Origin of the sequence: Frankia gtarii (assembly GCF_025403375.1) — a bacterium.
GTDB classification, from domain to species: domain Bacteria; phylum Actinomycetota; class Actinomycetes; order Frankiales; family Frankiaceae; genus Frankia; species Frankia gtarii.
On sequence record NZ_JAMPTM010000163.1, the window covers coordinates 1 to 14,797 of the forward strand.

General features: G+C 72.5%; 11 protein-coding genes and 1 pseudogene. 6 read left to right on the plus strand and 6 right to left on the minus strand.

Going from position 1 to position 14,797, the window contains the following annotated elements; all coding sequences use genetic code 11:
• Positions 1-2,659: pyruvate dehydrogenase (locus NBZ83_RS21070; RefSeq protein ID WP_261575645.1), on the plus strand; the 2,659-nt coding region annotated here is incomplete at its 5' end.
• 27 nt (positions 2,660-2,686) lie between these two features.
• On the opposite strand, the gene fabI is transcribed toward NBZ83_RS21070, so the two are convergent.
• The 3 genes from fabI to NBZ83_RS21085 form a co-directional block, all read right to left on the minus strand.
• Positions 2,687-3,460: an enoyl-ACP reductase FabI gene (fabI, locus tag NBZ83_RS21075; protein WP_136446366.1), complete on the minus strand. Its 774-nt coding sequence runs from the start codon at positions 3,458-3,460 to the stop codon at positions 2,687-2,689.
• A 176-nt stretch (positions 3,461-3,636) separates the two neighbouring features.
• Positions 3,637-4,818 carry a cation:proton antiporter gene (locus NBZ83_RS21080; protein WP_261570249.1) on the minus strand — a complete coding sequence of 394 codons (1,182 nt, stop codon included), beginning with the start codon at positions 4,816-4,818 and terminating at the stop codon, positions 3,637-3,639.
• Positions 4,819-4,839: 21 nt separating this feature from the next.
• A complete protein-coding gene (locus NBZ83_RS21085; RefSeq protein WP_261570250.1) occupies positions 4,840-5,322 on the minus strand; it encodes a cation:proton antiporter regulatory subunit in 483 nt (160 codons plus the stop codon).
• A 338-nt stretch (positions 5,323-5,660) separates the two neighbouring features.
• Here NBZ83_RS21085 and NBZ83_RS21090 point away from each other — a divergent pair, with 338 nt between their 5' ends.
• A complete protein-coding gene (locus NBZ83_RS21090) occupies positions 5,661-6,173 on the plus strand; it encodes a PGPGW domain-containing protein (protein WP_261575646.1) in 513 nt (170 codons plus the stop codon).
• Between the two features lie 42 nt (positions 6,174-6,215).
• Here NBZ83_RS21090 and NBZ83_RS21095 read toward each other — a convergent pair whose 3' ends face one another.
• On the minus strand, positions 6,216-6,605 hold the full coding sequence (locus NBZ83_RS21095; RefSeq protein WP_261570252.1) for a hypothetical protein: 390 nt from the start codon (positions 6,603-6,605) through the stop codon (positions 6,216-6,218).
• A 262-nt stretch (positions 6,606-6,867) separates the two neighbouring features.
• On the opposite strand from NBZ83_RS21095, the gene NBZ83_RS21100 reads away from it, so the two are divergent.
• The 4 genes from NBZ83_RS21100 (at position 6,868) to NBZ83_RS21115 (ending at position 13,009) form a co-directional block, all read left to right on the plus strand.
• A complete protein-coding gene (locus NBZ83_RS21100; protein ID WP_261570253.1) occupies positions 6,868-8,754 on the plus strand; it encodes a glycoside hydrolase family 15 protein in 1,887 nt (628 codons plus the stop codon).
• Between the two features lie 178 nt (positions 8,755-8,932).
• Positions 8,933-10,216: an L-2-hydroxyglutarate oxidase gene (locus NBZ83_RS21105; RefSeq protein ID WP_261570254.1), complete on the plus strand. Its 1,284-nt coding sequence runs from the start codon at positions 8,933-8,935 to the stop codon at positions 10,214-10,216.
• Between the two features lie 111 nt (positions 10,217-10,327).
• Positions 10,328-11,614, plus strand: a complete 1,287-nt coding sequence (locus NBZ83_RS21110; protein ID WP_261575647.1) for an aminotransferase class V-fold PLP-dependent enzyme — start codon at positions 10,328-10,330, stop codon at positions 11,612-11,614.
• Between the two features lie 714 nt (positions 11,615-12,328).
• Positions 12,329-13,009 (plus strand): response regulator, encoded by a 681-nt coding sequence (locus tag NBZ83_RS21115; RefSeq protein ID WP_261570256.1) that lies wholly within the window; start codon positions 12,329-12,331, stop codon positions 13,007-13,009.
• A gap of 326 nt (positions 13,010-13,335) precedes the next feature.
• Here NBZ83_RS21115 and NBZ83_RS21120 read toward each other — a convergent pair whose 3' ends face one another.
• Together NBZ83_RS21120 and NBZ83_RS21125 are read right to left on the minus strand one after the other, a co-directional pair.
• Positions 13,336-14,208, minus strand: coding sequence for a hypothetical protein (locus NBZ83_RS21120; protein ID WP_261575648.1), 873 nt, complete (start codon positions 14,206-14,208; stop codon positions 13,336-13,338).
• Positions 14,209-14,320: 112 nt separating this feature from the next.
• Positions 14,321-14,797: pseudogene (locus NBZ83_RS21125) on the minus strand (hypothetical protein); the annotation flags it as partial.

Genomic DNA, 14,797 nt, shown 5'->3' on the forward strand with positions numbered 1-14,797 from the left:
GTCCCGCCCGCCCCTGGGATCCGGCTCGGACATCCATCGAGATCGAGACGAGGACTCCATGGTGACGTCGCCAGGCGCCGTCCGCAGCCCCTGGCCCGCCGAGGCCGAGGCACCGGCCGGACCACCTGCGGTGGTGACCGCCGCGGCCCCGACCGCGCCCCACGGATCAGGCGTGATCGTCGGCGGCGTGCCGGAACCGGTCACGCCGGGGCCGCCCGGTGGCGTGCTCGACCTCGCCGCCCTGGCCGCGGTGGAGAGTCGGTTGCGCGCCGCGGCCACCGCGGCCATCGAGGTCGGCGTGCGCGGCGGGCGACGTTCCCCAGCTGCCGCCCGGGGCGAACGGGCGGGGGTGGCCGCGGCCTCGAGCATCGCCACCGTCCTGTGGTTCGACTCGCTGCGCGCCGAGGACCGGGTCAGCGTGACGCCCCGGGCCGGCGCGCTGGTCCACGCCGTCCATCAGGTGCTCGAGGACGCGCGGGTGGCCGACGACCCGGTCGGTGGACCGACGGGGGGCGCGCCGCCGACCGACTGGCCGCGACCCGACACCGCGCCGCCCCCGGCGGACGCCCCACCCCTGCGCGTGCTGGGCGCCGGCAGCGTCGGACCGAGCGGGACGGTATGGGCGGCGCTGGCCCGCCGGTACGCCGGCGAACGCTTCGACCGCACCCCGCGGGGACGGCAGATCTGCCTGATCGACTACGCCGAACTGCGCGACCCGGCCGTCTGGGAGACGATCGCCGACGAGCGGGCCGCGCATCTCGGCGAGCTGCTCTGGGTGGTGATGGTGACCGAGTCCGGCGTGTCCGCCGCCACCGGCGGCCCCGGTGGGATCGGCGGACCGGCCCGCGCGTCACGGCTGTTCGAGGCGGCGGGCTGGCAGGTCCTGACCGTGCGCTACGGCCGTCGGCTCGAGGCGTTGTTCCGGGCGCCCGGCGGCCATGCGCTGCGGTCACGGCTCGACCTGCTCACCCCGGCCGAGTTCCAGGATCTGCTGCACACCCGCGGGACGGACCTGCGCCGCCGCCTAGCCGGGCCGGGCACCACCGGCGCCGGCGTCAGCCGGCTGCTGGACACGCTCACCGACGAGCAGATCCTCGCCTGCCTGGGCGACCTTGGCGGGCACGACATCGCACTGCTGATCGATGCCTTCGACGAGGTGGCAGCGGACCGGCCGACCGTGCTGTTCGCCTACACCAGCGACCGGCTCGCACCGGGAGACGGCGCCGGCCCGGCCGCAGACGCCGACCGCCGCGACCCGCCCGCGCCAGCTGCCGCGCAGATCGCCACCCCCGACGGGGCCGCTGCGGCGGCCCACGGCGGCGGGTCGATCGTCGTCCTGCCGCCACTTGACGGAGCCCGGCGCCTCACCAGCCATGTGGCGCGCTACCTGGACCATGCTCCGGTGCCGCTGCGCACCCCCGCGCAGGTGCCCGCGCACGCCGCCCGCCGCTTCCCGGAGCGGATCTCCACCCAGGAGGCGTTCGGGGAACTGCTTCGCGACCTGCCCCGTCTCGCCCCGCAGGCGGCGGCCGCGGTGGTCACGATCAGCACCCGGGCAGCCGATCCCGTGCTCGCCGGCTGGCTGGCCGCCGCCGAGCCCACGGCGACGAACGGGGCTGTCGGCGTCGGCGGTGGCGGCGTGGGTGGCGCGAACGACGCCGCTGGCGCGCGTGGACCGAGCGCTACCGTCGGCCTGGTGCGGTCGGTCGGCGGCGGCGGCGGCCGCGGGGACGACGATGGCGACGGCGAGGCCCCGGCGGGGCGTCACGTGGCCGGCGGCCTGTCCGCGGCGGCCTTCGGCGGGGTACTCGGTTCGCTGGGGGTGGCCTGGAGCCGGCAGGGCCTGCCGCTGCTGCCGATCGGGGTCGCCGACGAGGTGTCGGCCGGTCGGGTACTGCCCGGCTGGCTCGCCGCGGGCAGCGGCGACGCCCGCTCCATGCTGGCGGTCGCCGACACCGGGCTCGACCCGGTCACCCGGGCCCTGGCGTGGAACGGCGGCGACGGCGCCCCGGCCGGGATCGCGACGACCTGGGTGCCGGCGTTCGCGCACGACCTCGCGTGGTGCCTGCTGGCCGGGCTCGGCCAGCTGGCCCGGCTCGACGGTGCGTCCAGTCTGATCCAGCTCTCCGCCCGGCCGATGGACCAGCGGCTCGCCGAACTACCGGTGGACGCGGACGGCTGGCGTCGCCGTCGCGCCCTGGTGCTCGCCGGCGGATACCGGCTGCACGAGGGCGGCCCGGGGGCCGCGATCACCCTCGTCGGCGTCGGCCCGGTCATGCCGGAGGTGCTGCGCGCCGCGGCGGAGCTGCGCGCCGGGCTCGGACGCGAGGTGAGCGTGGTCTGCCTGACCTCGCCGGGCGCCGTGTTCGGAGCGCTGCAGGCCCGCCGCGGGCTGGCCGACGGGTCGGACGCGCTGCTCGCCGAGCTCTTCCCGGCGAACCGGCGGTGCCCGATGGTCACCGTCGTCGACGGCGATCCGCGGGCGCTGAGTTTCCTGGCGGGCGTGCACGGCGATCCGATCTCGACGCTCGGCTCGGCCGCACCGCCGCCGGCCGCCGCCCCGGCGGCGGCGGCCCGAGCGGAGGCCGTCCCCGTCACGGTGGACGTCATCGTCGGAACGGCGTTGGACCTGCTCGATGAGGCGGCGGCCGCCGGCTGACCCCGGCGGCCGAATGCGGGCCGCCGGTCAGACGCCGACGGCGTGCACGCCGCCGTCGACGTGGACGATCTCGCCGGTGGTCGCCGGGAACCAGTCCGACAGCAACGCCACGCATGCCTGGGCCGCGGGCGTCGTGTCGTGGACGCTCCAGCCCAACGGCGCCCGGCCGTCCCAGACGTCCTCGAACTGGCTGAAGCCCGGGATGCTCTTGGCCGCCATCGTGCGCAGCGGGCCGGCCGCCACCAGGTTCACCCGGACGCCGCGCGGGCCCAGGTCGCGGGCCAGATAACGGGCCGTGGACGCCAGACCCGCCTTGGCGACGCCCATCCAGTCGTAGGACGGCCAGGCGACGGCGGCGTCGAAGTCGAGGCCCACGATCGAGGCCCGTTCCCCGAACAGGGGCAGGGTCGCCCGGGTCAGGGAGGCCAGCGACCAGGTCGACACCTGCAGGGCGGTACCGACCTCGGTCCAGGCGGCCTCGACGAACGGCTTGCCGCCGAGGACCGACTCGGGCGCGAAACCGATCGCGTGCAGCACCCCGTCAAGGCCGTCGACGTGCTCGAGCACCCGCCCGGCGAGCCCGGCCAGCTGCTCTTCGTCGGTGACGTCCAGCTCGACGACCGGCGCCTCGGTGGGCAGCCGCCTGGCGATGCGCCGCGTCAGCGACAGCCCACGTCCGAATCCGGAGAGAACAACCTGCGCGCCCTGTTCCTGCGCGATGCGGGCAACGCTGAACGCGATCGATGCTTCGGTGAGAACACCGGTGACGAGAATGCGCTTACCTTCGAGAAGTCCGCTCATGGGCCGCATCCTGCCAAACATGGCCGCCCGAGTGGGCGCACCCGGGCCCGTAAGTTCGCCCCGTTCCGGTCGGACAGCACCGCGGCCGGCCGAGGGCGGGCGGCGGCCCTCTCCGACGTCGACGCAACGTTGATCAACCGTTGCGGACTCGTCGATTCGGTGCCGCCGCCCGGCGATCAGGGGCGGCTCAACCGGCCGCGGGCCGCGCGGGTCACCGGCTCGACGAAACGGGCGGCCAGCGGGCCGATAATCGCCATGAGCAGCACATAGCAGGCGGCGAGCGGGCCCAGCTTCGGTTCGATGCCGGCCGCCACGGCGAGCCCGGCGATCACGATCGAGAACTCGCCCCGCGCAACGAGGGCCGCGCCCGCCCGGAACCGGCCCATCGTCCCGATCCCGGCGGAACGGGCCGCCCACCACCCCGTCATGACCTTTGTCACGACGCCGGCAAGCGCCAACAGCGATCCGGCGAGTAGCGCCGGGGGAATGTCGGCGGGGGCCGTCTGCATGCCGAAGAAGACGAAGAAGACGGCCGCGAACAGGTCCCGCAGCGGCCGGAGCACCTCCTGCGCGCCCTCGGCCACGGGGCCGGACAGGGCGATGCCGACGAGGAAGGCGCCGACGGCGGAGGACACCTGCATCCGCTGGGCCAGGCCGGCCACGAGCAGCGCCAGCCCCAGTGCCCGCAGCAGCAGGACCTCGTCGTCGCGGTCCGCGGACGGGTTGAACACCAGTCGGGTCACCTTGTCGCTGTGCCGCAGCGCGACGTAGAGGACGGCGACGAGCACACCGAGGGCGATCGCCACCGTCAGCGACCCGCGGGCGAGGCTGTGATGGGCCAGCAGCGCGGTCAGGATCGGCAGGTACACGGCCATCGCCAGGTCCTCGAGCACAAGAACGGACAGCACGACCGGCGTCTCCCGGTTACCGAGCCGCCCGAGGTCGCCGAGGACCTTCGCGATGATCCCGGAGGAGGAGATGGCCGTCACCCCGCCGAGGACCACCGCCGCCGTCGGGCCCCAGCCCAGGATGAACGCCGCGGCGACCCCCGGGGCGGCGTTCAGGACCAGATCGAGCACCCCCGACCGGGCCTGTTCACGCAGGCCGGACAGCAGCTCGCCGGCGGTGTACTCCAGACCGAGGGTGAGCAGCAGCAGGACGACACCGATCTCGGCGCCGACGCCGATGAACTCCTCGCTGGCGCCGAGCGGCAGCAGCCCGCCGTGGCCGAAGGCCAGGCCGCCGACGAGATAAAGCGGGATGGGAGAAATTCCGACGCGCAGCGCCAGATGTCCGAGGATGCCGAGGGAGAACAGAACCCCCCCGAGCTCAAGGAAGGTCGTCGCGGTGGAATGCACTCGATTCGGCCGACCCGCTCGTCAGCCGGAGTGGAGCAACGCGGCGACGGACGCCGTGTTCTCCGGGGTCCCGACGACCACCACGATGTCCCCGGGCTCGAACCGGAAGTCCGGCCGGGGGGAGGCGTGGACGATCTGGTTGCGGACGACGGCGACGATGGAGGCGCCGGTGCGGGTGCGGGCCTGGGTGTCACCAAGCGGGCGGCCCGCGAAGGGCGAGTCGGCCAGGATCGCGATCTGCTCGCCGACCAGCCCGGCGAACGCGCTGCTGATGTCGGCCAGCTTCTCGACGATGTGCGGCGCGCCCAGCAGCTCCGAGAGCGCGTCGCTCTCCTCCGCCGTGAGCGGGATGGAGTCCCGGGAGGAGTCGGGATCCTCGGGATCGTAGATCACGAGGTCACGCCGCCCGTGATGATGGGACACGACCCCCAGCCGACGGCCACTGCGCGTCTGGAAGTCGTGCCGCAGCCCGATGCCAGGGAGCGCGGTCTCCTCGATCTCCACAACAACCCTCTCCGCGCCCTGTCGACCCGCTTGTCCGTAGGAAGCTCCTGGTGAGCCGCCTTATCACCCTAACGAACGATCCGGGGGCGCTCCTGGTTCGCGCCGCTCACCCCGAAACGCGGCCCAGGTCACGGAGCCGAGCTCGGAGATCCGGGCCACGATTGTGGTGCGTGGCGCGTTGGACGAAGGTAACCACGACGATGTCGACGACGCCCGCGGGGACGGTAGCCGCCCGGATGCCCCAGCCGAACGTCGCAACCGCCATCAGGAACCACCATCGCCCGTGGAGACCTGCGCGCACCACGTCCCACCCACCCGTCCAGGGAGAGTTGCCCGCCGTGCTGACCCAAAGCGCCCGACTTCTGCGCAGGATCGCCCTCACCGTGCTGGGGATCGTGGTCCTCGGCGTCGGCATCGCGATGCTCGTGCTGCCCGGTCCGGGCTTCCTTGTGGTCGCCCTCGGGTTCTTCATCCTGAGCCTGGAGTACGAGTGGGCGCGCAGCCGCTTCGAGCGGACCCGGCGCAAGGCGGCCGACCTCGCCGATCAGGCCGCCGCCAACCGGTTCTCCTCGGTTTTCACGATCCTGTTCGGTCTCGGGATGATCGGCGCCGGCATCGCCTGGATCGTCGTCGACACCCTGCCTGCCTCGTCGCCCTGGAGCGGCGGAAGCCTGATCTTCAGCGGACTCGTCGTGCTGGCGACGATGATCGTCAGCCTGTGGCAGGCGAAGCAGGCGCGTGACGCCGGTCTGCCCACCCCCGCCGAAATCCTCGAGGAGCGCGACCAGGAGGAACGCGACCAGGAGAAGCGGGAGGAGCGGGAGCGCGCCGACGAGACGCCGGCGGGGTAGGGCGCCGGCGTGGACGGCCGGCGTGGGCGGCCGGCGCGGGCGTCACTGGCCCTGGGTCTCCTGGCTGATGCCGACCACGCCCGGGTAGTCGTGCACGCACTTGTACACGGCCGCACGGTCGGCCGTCGACGCCTTCGCGACGTCGTAGCGCAGCGGATACGCCCTGCTGACGGCGAGGTTGTTGCGGTCCTTCGGCAGCTGGATCGCGCGGCCCACCGAGGGGCACGCGGCGCGCACGGCCTCCTTCTGCGCCGTCGTCGCCTCCGGCGCGAACACGACGACCGCCTCCTGCTTGGGCGGCGGCCCGCTCAGCGTCGCGTAGATCCCGAACGCGATCAGGCCGATGGCCGCGAGGGTGATCGCCACCACCGCCGTGCGGCGCCGCGGGTCGACCAGATACCGCACGGCGCGGGTGGCAGCGGTAGGCGACATAGAGGCCACGTCGTGAGTCCTGTCACATCGGGGAAAGTTTTCTGGTCCGGATTACGGATGGACCACCGCGAAGTCCGGACCCCCAACCTAGCCGGCCGGCGCAGTCCGTAAGGTGAACGCCTTTGTGAGGCTCGGCGACCTCCGCCACGTGTGACCGCCGTACCCCGCCCGATGACGCCGACGACGGCGCTCATCCCACATCCGGCGATCATCATCTTTCGATGATCGCGACCAGCGAACCATGGGAGCGAGGAATCAGGTCGTGCCATCCCTGATCGAGGACTACGCGCTGATCGGCGACACCCACTCTGCGGCACTCGTGGCGCGCACGGGCTCGATCGACTGGCTGTGCCTGCCCCGGTTCGACTCACCGTCCTGCTTTGCCGCGTTGCTCGGTGACGCCGACGACGGGCACTGGCAGATCGCCCCGGTCGAACCGGTTCTCGGCGTCAGCCGCCGCTACCGCGGTGACACCCTGGTGCTCGAGACGGACATGACCACCGCGTCGGGCACCGTGCGCATCGTCGACGCGATGTTCCCCCACGCCGGCACCCACACGGTGCTGCGGCTCGTCGAGTGTCTCGAGGGCGCCGTCCACATGCGCTCGGAGACCCGGTTCCGGTTCGACTACGGCTCGATCGTGCCGTGGGTGCGCCGGGTCGACGAGCACACCATGTCCGCCGTCGCCGGCCCCGACGCCGTCACCCTGCGCACCACCGCCCCCATGGAGGGGCACGACATGGCCACCTACGCCGACTTCCACGTCGCCGCCGGCCAGTCCGTGCCCTTCTCCCTGACCTGGACGCCGTCGCACCAGTCCCCGCCGCCGATCCACGACGTCCGCCGCATGATCACCCTCACCGAGGCGTGGTGGTCGGACTGGATGGCCGGTTGCACCTACGACGGCCAGTGGCAGCCCGCCGTGCGCCGCTCCCTGATCACCCTCAAGGCGTTGACCTACGCCCCGACCGGGGGCATCGTCGCGGCCGTCACCACCTCCCTGCCCGAGCACATCGGCGGGGTGCGCAACTGGGACTACCGGTACTGCTGGCTGCGCGATGCGACGATCACCCTGCTGGCCCTGCTCGACGCCGGGTTCACCAGCGAGGCGACCGCGTGGCGGGAATGGCTGCTGCGCGCGGTGGCGGGCGACCCGTCCCGGGTCCAGATCATGTACGGCGTCGGGGGGGAACGTCGGCTACCCGAGTACGAGGTGCCCTGGCTCGCCGGCTACGAGGGTTCCTCCCCCGTCCGCGTCGGCAACGCCGCCGTCGACCAGTTCCAGCTCGACGTCTACGGCGAGGTCCTCGACGCCCTGCACGTGGCGCGGGTCGCGGTCGCCAACCGGCGGCCGTCCGTCCCCGGGCTCGTCCTGCCCGGCGGACAGGCGATCGCCGACCACCAGAGCGACGATTCCTGGCCGCTGCAGACCAAGCTGATGGACTTCCTGGAGACCGGCTGGCGCAAGACCGACGAGGGCATCTGGGAGGTCCGCGGGCCACGCCGGCACTTCGTTCATTCCAAGGTGATGGCCTGGGTCGCGGCCGACCGGGCCGTGCGCGGCATCGTCGAGTCCGGCCTGCCCGGTCCCGTGGAACGCTGGTCCGCGCTGCGCGACGAGATCCACACCGAGGTCTGCGCGCGGGGCTTCGACCCGGACCGCAACACCTTCACCCAGTTCTACGGCTCCCGTGAGCTTGACGCGGCGCTGCTGTACATGCCGCTCGTCGGCTTCCTGCCGGCCACCGATCCCCGGGTCGTCGGCACGGTCGCATCGATCGAACGAGAGCTGATGGAGGATGGCTTCGTCCTGCGCTACCCGACCGCCGAGGACGGCGCGGTCGACGGGCTGCCCGCCGGCGAAGGCGCCTTCCTCGCCTGTACCTTCTGGCTGGCCGACAACTACGCGCTGTCCGGGCGGGTGCACGAGGCCCAGGAACTGTTCGAACGCCTGTTGTCGCTGCGCAACGACGTCGGACTGCTCGCCGAGGAGTACGACCCGCGGCTGGGCCGGATGACCGGCAACTTCCCGCAGGCGTTCAGCCACGTCCCGCTGGTCAACACGGCCCGCACCCTTACCGACGCGCTGCGTGGGGTGCCGCGCTCGCGCACCGACCGGGCGCACCCGCCGGGCCACTTCTTCGGCTGAGCCGCTCGGGGCGCCGCCGCGGCGACGGCGGCGCGGCGGATCACCTGGCGACGGGTCCGCCGCGCGGTCGTCGGGACGGACTACCGGCTCGTCACACAGCGTGTATGCCGATACTTGTTCCGTACAGTCGCCCGTGGTGGCGGACTCCAGCCGATCGACGACAAGCAGGGGGCGGGGCGTGGCAGGTCGGATCGCGGTCATCGGCGGCGGCATACTCGGACTGGCGGTGGCCCGGCGCCTCGGCCAGGTCGAACCGGGAGCGGCCGTGACCGTGTTCGAGAAGGAGCCCGACGTCGCCCGGCACCAGACCGGACGCAACAGCGGTGTCGTCCACGCCGGTCTCTACTACGTCCCGGGCTCACTGAAAGCCACCCTGTGCCGGCGCGGCGTCGGCCTGCTGCGCGAGTTCTGCGACACCCACGACATCCGTTACGACGAGTGCGGCAAGGTCGTCGTCGCGGTCGACGACAGCGAACTGGAGCGCCTCGGCGAGATCGAGAAGCGCGCGCAGGCCAACGGAGTCCCCCGGACCCGCATGCTCGACGCCGCCGAACTGCGGGTGATCGAACCGCACGCCCGGGGAGTCGCCGCCCTCCACTCCCCCACCACCGCGATCGTCGACTATCCCGGGGTCGCGCAGGCGCTACGTAAAGAGATCATCGCCGGGGGCGGCACGGTGCGCACCGGCGCCGAGGTGGTCGGCGTCGACGAGCGGCCGGACGGGGTGCACCTGCGGCTCACCGTCACCGGTTCGGCCAGCGCCCGGCCCAACGGCAACCACGAGATCGCCTCCAGGGACGACGGGCGGGTCGCGGCCGTCTCCGAGCGCGTCGGCCCGTTCGATCTGCTGATCGCCTGCGCGGGTCTGCAGTCCGACCTGGTGGCGACCCTCACCGGCGAGGACCCGTCCCCGCAGATCATCCCCTTCCGAGGCGACTACTGGCTGCTGCGCCCGCAGCGGCGGGACCTCGTACGCGGGCTCATCTATCCGGTGCCGGACCCGCGGTACCCCTTCCTCGGAATCCACCTCACCAAGCGCATCGACGGCGAGGTCCTCGTCGGCCCCAACGCGGTGCTCGCCACCGCCCGTGAGGGCTACACGGTCGGCACCGTCCAGGGCGGTGACCTACGGCGCACCCTCTCCTGGCCCGGCTTTCACAAGATGGCCAGAACGCACTGGAAGACCGGGGCGAAGGAGATACTGCACACCGTCAGCAAGCGGGCGTTCATCTCCGAGGCCCGGCGCTACGTGCCCGAACTGCGGACCAACGACGTGGTGCGCGGCCCGGCCGGGGTGCGTGCCCAGGCGGTGGCTCGGGACGGCAGCCTCGTCGACGACTTCGTCCTGTCGCACACCGGTCGAGTCGTCCATGTACGCAACGCACCGTCGCCGGGCGCGACGGCGTCCCTTGCCATCGCGGAGCACATCGTCAGCAAGGTCGTGCCCGAGCGGGCGAGCTGACACCTGCCCGCGCACCGGGGCCACACCGGGGCGACACGGCGGCAATCCCGACCGGGCCCGGGGATGCGCAACGAAGCCCCCGGGCCGTCCGACGGGTGCGATCCTGGTCCGGTGGATGCGACGGCGAGCCGCCAGAATCATGAGGATCTCACCGACGCGGCGGCGGGCGACCGCGTGGGGACGGATCTGGCCCGGCGCTGGCGTGCCGCACGGCCGCCCTGCGCCGTGACCCACCTGGACGCGGCCGCCGCGGCGCGGCCCAGCCAGGCGATCCTCGACGCCCAGATCGCCCATCTACGGCGCGAAGGCGAACGCGGCGCCTACGTCGCCGAGATGGAGGCCGGCGAGGTCCTGCACTCCGCACGGGCGGCACTGGCCGACCTCCTGGGACCCGGCCTCGGCCCCGACGATCTCGCCTTTCACCATTCGGCCAGCACCGCCTTTGCCGCGCTGCTCACCGCATGGCCCCTGCCTGCGGGCGCCAGAATCGGAGTTCTTCCGAGCGAGTACGGCTCCAACATGCTCATGCTCGAGGCCCGGGCGCGACAGGCTCCACTCGAGTTGATCGATCTGCCCGTCGACCCGCAGGGCGTGATCGACCTTGATGTCCTCGACAGGGTGGGGATACCCAGCCCCCGGGCAGCCCGTCCACTCGCGCTCGACGAGCTGGATCTCGTCGTCTTTCCGCATGTCCCCAGCCAACGTGGCATCGTGCAGCCGGCCGTCGAGATCGGCAGGCGCTGCGCCGCCTCCGGGGTGCCGCTCGTCCTCGACGTCGCCCAGTCTCTCGGCCAGATCGGTGTCTGCGACCTCCACGCCAGCGCCTACGTGGGAACGTCCCGCAAGTGGCTGTGCGGCCCCCGGGGCACCGGCTTCCTCGCTGTGCGGGGGGACCTGGCCGAGCGCATCAACGTCGCGGTTCCGAGTCTTTACAGCATGGGGCGGGGCAAGGACGGCCGGCCGATTCCCCTGCCCGGCCTGGCCCGGCTGGGCATCGGTGAAGCCTCGACAGCCGCCCGGGTCGGTCTCGCCCAGGCGCTTTCCGAGCTGCTCGCCAGCGATCCCCCGCTCGTGTTCGCCCGCATCGTGTACCTCGCCTCCTACGGGCGACGCGTCCTGGACGGTGCCGGGGGCTGGCGGGTACGAGAGCGGCCGGACTCGCCGACCGGCATCATCACGCTGGAACCACCATCCGGCGTGGACCCCGTGGCCGTCCGCGATCGTCTCTACCGGCAGGATGCGATCCTCACCAGCGCCATCCCGGTCCAGCGCAGCCGCGATCTCGAGGGGCCGGTGCTACGGGTGAGCGCCCACGCGTACAACGACCCGGCCGAGTTCGACCAGCTCACCGAAGCGCTCAACCGTGATCCTGGGAGTTCCACACCGTCGCGCGTCTGAGGCTGGGCGTGGCGCTTCTCAGCCAGCACCGCGGTCTGCGCCGTCCTCGCGCACACCGCCCGTCGTGGCCGGGTCCGACGACAACCACGCGCCCCTCGCAACGGTGGGACGGCACCTCGGCCGCGTCGCCCACCTCCTCGGCGCCGTCGCAGACCAGACCGGCGATGCTCGCTCGGGATCCTGGAACCCACTGACGGCCTCGACCATGCCATCAGCCGAACCTTCGTGTCCGCAGGGTCAGCTCCCGGGCCGGGCCGCCCCGGCGATCGGCCGGACGGTCCTCCCGACGCCCGGCCGCCAAGCCGCCGGCAGCCGGGCTCGGCCTGCCTGGTCGCCGCCGGAATGTTCCTGACCTGCCAGATGTGCGACGACTACACGTCGCCGTTCGACGGGCAGCACAAGGAGGGTCTGGGCGGCCGGTACCTCGAGTGCTGCGAGTGCTGCGAGTGCTGCGGCGAGTGCGCGACGTACGGTTGCGGCTGATGGTGCTGTAGCTGCTGAGCTAGCCGGATGTTTCGACTTCGTTGCGCAAATCCGAACCAGGTCGTGACATCGGGTCGAGATCTGCTGAAATGGTGGGCGTCGCGCGAGCGGAGTCCCCGACGCTCCTCGCGGCCGGGGACGCCCCCACGTCCCCACTGACGGGCACCGACGCCCGTAGGGCCGTGTCGAGATCTGTCATGGCCGCAAGTCCGGGAGAACGACTGGACCACCATGAACGCTGAGGACAACACGACAGCTTCCGACATCATCACGGTTGCGGCGGTGGACGATCATCCGATCGTGCTGCGCGGTCTGGCAGATCTGCTGCACGACGTCAAGGACTTCGACCTTATCGACACCGCCTGTTCCCTCGATGCCCTGCTCGCCGGTCCTGGGCGGCACGCACAGGTGGTCCTGCTCGATCTCGACCTCGGTGACGGCACCGAGCCCCCGGACAACCTCCGGCGGCTGCTGTCCGACGAGCGCAGCGTGGTGGTGTTCAGCGCCGCGGCCGCGCCGGACACCATCCGGCGCGCGATGCGCGCCGGCGCCTCGGGCTTCGTTCCCAAGACCGACGACGTCGAGGATCTGGCCACCGCAATCCGCGCGGCAGCCGCCGGCACCGGATGGATCTCTCCGCAGCTGGCCTTCCTGCTCCTCACCGATGACTCCCCGGACAAACCGCACCTGTCCCCGAAGGAGGTCGAGGCGCTGCGCCTGTACGCGACAGGGATGCCGCTGAAGACCGTCGCCCGGAAGATGGACGTCTCCCCGGAAACCGCCAAGCAGTACATCGACCGGGTCCGTCAGAAGTACCGACGGGTCGGCCGCGACGCGGCAACCAAGGTCGACCTCTTCAAGCGGGCCATCGAGGACGGGCATCTCGATCGCCGCGCGGAGGGGATGGCCTGACCGAAAAACGCAGTGGGCGCCGACACCCCCATGTCAGCGCCCACCACCCAGACCCACACTGGATCCCCGAATCCGGTGCGTGCCCTCGCGCCACCCCCCGCGTGGCGTGAGGGCGCGCGATCCGGTCAAGTGCGGAGCATCTCCGGCTCGTCCCCCGACTGAGCCTCGCTGCTCCCCCCGTGCGCCCTTGACCTGGTTAATGGTGCCCGCTGTCGCGGTTGTCGTCATGACCCCAAATCCACTGAACCGGGCGTCCCCCCGATGGGGGTCACCCATCCCCCATCGGGTCATCCCCACCCGGTTCAGACCGCCGCGCCGGCCGTCGGTCAACGACGCGGCTCGTGGCCATGGCCACCTGAGGTTTGATACGCGAATCGCACAACAACACCGACCACTAGAACGACAAAACCACAACAGGCAATCACCCACAATCCCGGGCCGACCGTGGTCACCGTGCGCAGCCCGCTGTCGACGAACGGACCACCCCGGTAGAGCTGGACGAGGTCGACCGCCGCGGTCAGCAGGACCATCAGCCCGGTCATGGTGGCGAGCATGCGCCCCCACTGCCTGCGCCCGGCGGCGAGGAGCAGGCCCGCGACCACGGCGAGGATTCCCAGCAGCACCGTCAACTGCCCGTGCTGGTCGGGATCGGTCCCCCGCACGGTGAACTCCACGAACCCGTAGGCCCGCACCGTCGCCCACCGCATCCCCGATGCGATGATCACGACGACTCCGGCGCAGACCGCCACCGGACCGGGTAGCCAACCGCAGTGGGACGCCATCCGGCGCAGCCACGAGCGGGCGGCCGGATCCGCCGGGCGGACCGGCGCAGGCATCGAGGTGCCGGCCGTTGCCGGCAAGGCCCACGGGTGCGCGCCGCCCGCCGCCGACTCCGGCCGCACGGCCGGCACCGCCGGCACGGCCACCCCGGCGACTACGCCAACGGGCGACGACAGCGTCACGGCGCCCTCCCGGGACCAGGCGGGATCGGCCGTCGCCGCGGCCCGCGCCCGCCACGCTCGCAGCTCCGCGGCGACGGCGACCGCGCGATTGTCACGCTCGGGCGGGCCCGGGCCGACCGCGGCTGGTGTCTCCCGGCCGCCGGCCCCCGCGGCCGTCCTGGTGCCGTCGCCTCCGGCAGCCGGAGGTGAACCGGCACCACCCGGGCGGGCCCACGGACTCTGCTGTTGACCGCTCACCCACGCCACCACCGTCCGACACTCCGGAGGATCTGACGACCGCCCCGCACGGTCGTATCACGCGGGGAAGCTGCCCGCACGGCGCGAGACAGAACCACCCGTACTCGGCGAGTTACCCCCCGCCACCGCCTCCGGCCGGTGGCGTACGCGGCCGAAGCAGTACCGCGCCGATCAGGGCGAGGATGCCGGACCCGAGCGTGAACATGATCCCGTTCTGCGGATGGATGGAGATCACGTCCGCCGAGATGGCCCGAAAGGAGGCGAGGGTCGGCGGTCCGTAGGCCCGGGCGAGCCCGGCAATCACCACGATCATGGCGGCGGCCAGCCGAGCAACCAGAATATCCGCCGTGCGACCGCCGATCGGCCGGCGCGCGAGCCGGGCGGCACCCACGACACCCAGGAGGACTGCCAGAACGAGGACCAGCCGACCGTCCCCGACGACGATGCCGTTGAACGTGCGTGTCTCGTCCGCGCTGGACATCTCGCTCCACGGTAGGACGCTGCCGATGACGCAACCCACCGCGCCCACGATCACCGCCAGTGCCGCTACCGGTCGCGTCGGCCCCGCCCCCGGCGCGGACCCCGGCAC